This window comes from Flavobacterium sp. 316 (assembly GCF_000967805.1).
GTDB lineage: Bacteria > Bacteroidota > Bacteroidia > Flavobacteriales > Flavobacteriaceae > Flavobacterium > Flavobacterium sediminilitoris.
The window spans coordinates 1-5,033 of sequence record NZ_JYGZ01000010.1; the positions used below are offsets into that span (position 1 = coordinate 1).

6 protein-coding genes are annotated in these 5,033 nt (G+C 31.4%); 4 read left to right on the top strand and 2 right to left on the bottom strand.

Annotated elements, in window-relative coordinates; all coding sequences use genetic code 11:
* Both SY27_RS17955 and SY27_RS17960 read left to right on the top strand, forming a co-directional pair.
* Positions 1–920 (top strand): RHS repeat-associated core domain-containing protein (locus SY27_RS17955; protein WP_045973015.1); only part of this gene is annotated, 920 nt, incomplete at its 5' end.
* A 3-nt stretch (positions 921–923) separates the two neighbouring features.
* Positions 924–1,388 carry a hypothetical protein gene (locus SY27_RS17960; protein WP_152640792.1) on the top strand — a complete coding sequence of 155 codons (465 nt, stop codon included), beginning with the start codon at positions 924–926 and terminating at the stop codon, positions 1,386–1,388.
* A 266-nt stretch (positions 1,389–1,654) separates the two neighbouring features.
* On the opposite strand, the gene SY27_RS19235 is transcribed toward SY27_RS17960, so the two are convergent.
* The gene (locus tag SY27_RS19235) at positions 1,655–1,783 is read right to left on the bottom strand and encodes a hypothetical protein (protein WP_255350310.1); all 129 of its coding nucleotides are present in this window, start codon (positions 1,781–1,783) and stop codon (positions 1,655–1,657) included.
* A gap of 20 nt (positions 1,784–1,803) precedes the next feature.
* Positions 1,804–2,160 (bottom strand): helix-turn-helix domain-containing protein, encoded by a 357-nt coding sequence (locus SY27_RS17965; RefSeq protein WP_045973019.1) that lies wholly within the window; start codon positions 2,158–2,160, stop codon positions 1,804–1,806.
* Between the two features lie 141 nt (positions 2,161–2,301).
* On the opposite strand from SY27_RS17965, the gene SY27_RS19170 reads away from it, so the two are divergent.
* Positions 2,302–3,954 (top strand): hypothetical protein, encoded by a 1,653-nt coding sequence (locus SY27_RS19170; protein ID WP_045973021.1) that lies wholly within the window; start codon positions 2,302–2,304, stop codon positions 3,952–3,954.
* Positions 3,951–4,889: a tyrosine-type recombinase/integrase gene (locus SY27_RS17975; protein ID WP_045973022.1), complete on the top strand. Its 939-nt coding sequence runs from the start codon at positions 3,951–3,953 to the stop codon at positions 4,887–4,889. The genes SY27_RS19170 and SY27_RS17975 overlap by 4 nt, the downstream gene beginning before the upstream one ends.
* Positions 4,890–5,033: the final 144 nt, after the last annotated feature.

Here is a 5,033-nt window from a genome sequence, read left to right on the forward strand (position 1 = left end):
AGTATCGCTATAACTCCAAAGAGTTCCAAAATGAGCTTGATTTAAATCTATATGACTATGGTGCAAGGAATTATGACCCAGCTATAGGTAGATGGATGAACATTGACCCGTTGGCGGAAACCTCTAGAAGATGGACACCTTACAACTATGCTTATAATAATCCGATGTATTTTGTTGACCCTGATGGAATGCAAAGTGATGACTGGATTAGTGTTAACGGTCAAATGCTTTATGACAGTAGAGTTACTGATCAAGCATCAGCTACAGAATTATATGGTAATGAAGCAAAGCATTATGCAATAGGTTCTTCTTATACAACTGAAGGAGATAACATAGTGCTTGGGGATTTAGGTTTTTTTACAGACAATGGTGTGCTTCAAATGTCAGCTGATATGGCAGGAACTGAAGGTCAAATAGCACAAGTAGAGCAAAGTTATGCGGCAGCTGGTATGATTATGACAGGTATTGCAGCTGATGGTGTTACTCCTGACCCGTCAGACGTTGCTGTTCCAAAATGGGTTGTATACGGTGTTGCTGCTGCCGCTGTTGGTGCGGTAATATTAAAGAGGGATGCTGAAATAGACCGAATCTTAGAAAGAGCTAATGATGGTCCTCCTGGAGTTCAATATTCCTTGAGAGCAAATACAAGTGGAGAATATCCTATAATGTCATCAGGGAGTAGTGTTCCAACTGGTACAATGCATTTAAATGCTGGTGATGTGTGGAAATATGGTGAAACAACTAATCCAACAAGTAGATATAATGCTGGCGACTTAAGTACGGTAGGAGCTGGTGGTGTTTCACAACATAATGAGTTTACAGGTACTCAAACACAAGTTAAAGCAATGGAAAAAGCAAAAATATATAGCTATTTTATAACAAATGGTCATCTGCCTCCAGGAAATAAAATCTTTAGATAATTAATGATGAATTTTAAAATAACTTTAGAAATAGATAATAACGCTGAAAAGAAGGCAAAAGATATAATTGATTTATCGGAACAATTACATTCTCATTTCTTATCCAAAAATTATGGTTCAGATGTAAAAGAAGTCTTAATTGGCGCTATCATTATAAAAACACGACCAGGATACGAAGATTGGTTTAAAATAAGAAAGCCAAAATATATTGATTATAAAAAAACAAAGAACAAGCTAACTGGCATAGAAATGATTGTAGATAAGTCTTTTAGTTTTGATATTAAAATTGATGATGCAATTTATGATGATTTTATATTGTCTGATGTTATGGAAGGTAAAAAAATAATATCTTCTACTATTATTAATTCATTATCAAATTTAGATTATCTTAAAAAAAAGGTTAAAGATTTTGATATTGATAAATTTAAAAAAGATATTATATTTTTTTTAGAAGAGTACACGGATTGATATAAAATACATTAAAATAAAAAAGCCACTCTCAAAAGGAGTGGTTTTTTTATGTTCTGTAAATAAAATCATTAGAAAAAAAAGTACAAATAAAACCCTAAATTAAGCCTAAGTACGTATAAATACGTATAAAAAAAGGGCAAAAATCAGTATAAATACGTATTGACAAATATAAATTTAAAGCTTACTTTTTGYGACTATCTTAATTAATATTTGTTAGTAATGGAAGCAATGGAAAAAAGATTTACCTTGTAAAAGGAGTGGTTTTATTTTTTACGCTTATTTTTCCAACTATCGTTGTAATTATTATAACGATTTTGTCCTCTTATTTTTCCATGTAAATAAGCACCAACTATAATAATAACAGGTATTAAAATAATCTCATACCACTTCATAAAATCACACTTTATAACAATCAAATGTTTTTATTAAAAAAGTCTTTAAACTTCTTAGTAGTAAGCATTTTATCAATAATGGCAAATACAATACTCTTGTCTTTTTCGTCAAGCTCTTGTATTAACTTCATTTGCTCAATAGTACTTTTATCTTCAATAACTACTTCTTCAGGTACTTCATTATCRGGATGTACAATTTTATCAATCGTAGTATTGTAAAATCTAGCTAGTTTATCTAACATATCTACAGAAGCTTCTCTTTGGTCGTTCTCTATTTTACTGTAATGAGAAATACCCAAACCTACTTCGTTAGCTACTTGTTTTTGTAGTAATCCTTTAGCTTCTCTTAATGCTTTTATATTTTGTCCTAAACTCATTGTATACTATAATGAAATACAAAAATATCCTAAAAGTCTATAAATAGCAAATAAAAGACTATTTGTATAAAATATATTTGACTAAAAGGAAATTATAAAGTATTTTTGTAATGTACAAATAGGAAATAAATAAATATTACAATGGCTATCTCTCAGTTAAACACCCAAAACCCCAATCAATTAGACTATCATAACAAACTAATCAAAATAACGGTATTAGGCGGTATTAGGTTAGACGGCTTAGACAGAATGCGAGTAACACTCAAAATACAATCTACAGAAGTTGATACACTAGCAGTAAGACATAATTTAGATCTATACAACGATACACAAGTAGAAAAACTAATTAGAAAAACAGCTACTAAACTAGAAATCGGTACAAGTGTAATCGAAGCGAGTATAAACGAACTCATAGAAGAACTGGAAAAATACAGGCTACAAGAATTAGAAAATACTAATAWGCAAATAGAAACCAAACAATTAACAGAAAAAGAGAAAAGCGAAGCATTACAGTTATTACAATCTGATAATCTTTTAATGGTAACTAACGACTTAATAGGCAAAAGCGGTATTATAGGAGAAGAAACAAACAGGCTAATCATGTATTTAATTTTTAGCAGTAGAAAAAGAGAACAGCCACTACATGTAATAAGTTTAGGTTCATCAGGAACAGGAAAAACACACTTACAGGAATCCATCGGAAATCTCATACCAGACGAAGAAAAAATAGAAATCACCACACTATCAGAAAACGCATTTTATTACTTCGGGCAACAGGAACTAAAACACAAACTTATCCTAATAGAAGATTTAGACGGAGCAGAAAGTGCCTTGTACCCCATAAGAGAACTACAATCTAAAAAGAGAATTAGTAAAACAGTAGCTTTTAAAAACACCAAAGGAGAAACCAAATCACAAAATATAACCGTTGAAGGTCCTGTATGTGTAGCTGGGTGTACCACYAAAGAAACCATTTACGAAGACAATGCAAACAGAAGCTTTTTAATTTACCTAGATGAAAGTATAGAGCAAGACCAAAGAATTATGRATTACCAAAGAAAAGCATCAGCGGGAAAAATAAACATAGAAGAACAACTAACAGCTAAAATACTACTTCAAAACTCTCAATATATACTAAAATCCATCAAAGTCGTAAATCCTTTTGCAGAGGTATTAGAACTACCAAACGAAGTTTTAAAACCAAGAAGAACAAACGCACACTATTTACAATTTATAGAACTAATMACTTATTACCACCAGTTCCAAAGRGSMTTAAAATATGATGAACAAACAGGAGAAGAATACATAGAAACAACGATAGAAGATATTAAAAATGCAAATAAATTATTAAAAGAAATACTACTTCGCAAATCTGATGTAATTAATGGAGCAACACGCAACTATTTAGAAAAATTAAAAAGCTATTTAAAAGATAATAATAAAACAGAATTTACCAATAGTGAAATAAGACGAAATCTAAAAGTAAAAGAAACCACATTAAGACGCTATCACAAAGACCTAGAAGACGAAAGCTTAATCGCTAAAATTATCAATAAAGAAAGTAGAAGTTTTGTGTATCGATTAGTAGATGAAAAAGAATATGAAACCCTAAAAAGTCAAATAACAAACATACTTGAAGCCTGTTTAGATAAGGTACAAACCACCACTACACCACCAAACCACCAAAAGCAAAGTGGCGAGCATAACAATCAAAAAACCAAAGAGTTAAATCAATCCACCACAAAAACCACAAAAATAGATAAGAGGACTAAAAAAGAAATTAAAGAGTTATGAAAAAGTTACACTTACAATCAACCAGTTACAACTATTTAGAAAACGCTTTTAAAGAGTGGTTAGACATCTTAGGTTTTGTACAAGCAACCGTTTACAATCTGCCAAATTTAGCCAGAGAGTTTTTATATTACCTTGAACAAAAAGACATCAAGCAAATCAATCAAATAACCCATCACGATATAAAAGAATATTACAATTATCTAATCAATAGAGCCAGTGAAAGACAAGGCGGAGCATTAAGCAGTTCAACTATTAACTATCATTTTTGGACATTAGAAAAGTTCTTCGAGTTCTTGYACCACAAAGGCACAACAGGGCTACCAGAAATCAACCTAAAACGATTAAAAAAAGAAACACTAGAAAGAGAAATACTAACCATAGAAGAAGTAAAAGAACTCTATAAAATCGTAGAAAACCAAGAAGCAAATACCCAAAAACAAGAAGCTTTAAACCACCAAGATAAAATACTATTAACCATCTATTACGGTTGTGGTCTTAGAAGAACAGAAGGCATAAATGTAAGTATTGATGATATAAATTTTGACACACGAGTATTACACGTAAAGAAAGGCAAGAACAGCAAACAAAGGCTAATCCCTTTTAACAAAACAACAGCCAAAACATTACAAGATTGGGTTTATGAATACAGAACCATACTAGTAAAAGACAAAGCAGAACACAAACTTTTTATTAACCGTTACGGCAAACCACTCACAGGAGGAACACTAAACTACAGGCTACAAAACATCATCAATCAAAGCGACAACATAAAACTAAAAGAAAAAACAATCACACTACACAGTCTAAGACATAGCATAGCCACACACTTACTAGCAAACGGAATGGATATACAAAAAGTACAACGCTTTTTAGGACACAGCAGTTTAGAAACCACACAGATATACACACACTTACTAGAAGAGCAAAAAGAATAAGGACTAATTACTAATCGCTAATCACTCAAAAAATGGACTTTAAAACATACCTAAAACGACAAGAGCTAAGCAAAACTACAGCCAAAATGTACCATTATCAAACCATGAATTTTATTAACTTTTTAGATAAGGATAATACAGAGC

Bases quoted from the DNA above. Each gene is read 5' to 3' on its own strand.
- SY27_RS17960 (WP_152640792.1), top strand. From the start codon at position 924: ATGATGAATTTTAAAATAACTTTAGAAATAGATAATAACGCTGAAAAG.
- SY27_RS19235 (WP_255350310.1), bottom strand. From the start codon at position 1,783: ATGAAGTGGTATGAGATTATTTTAATACCTGTTATTATTATAGTTGGT.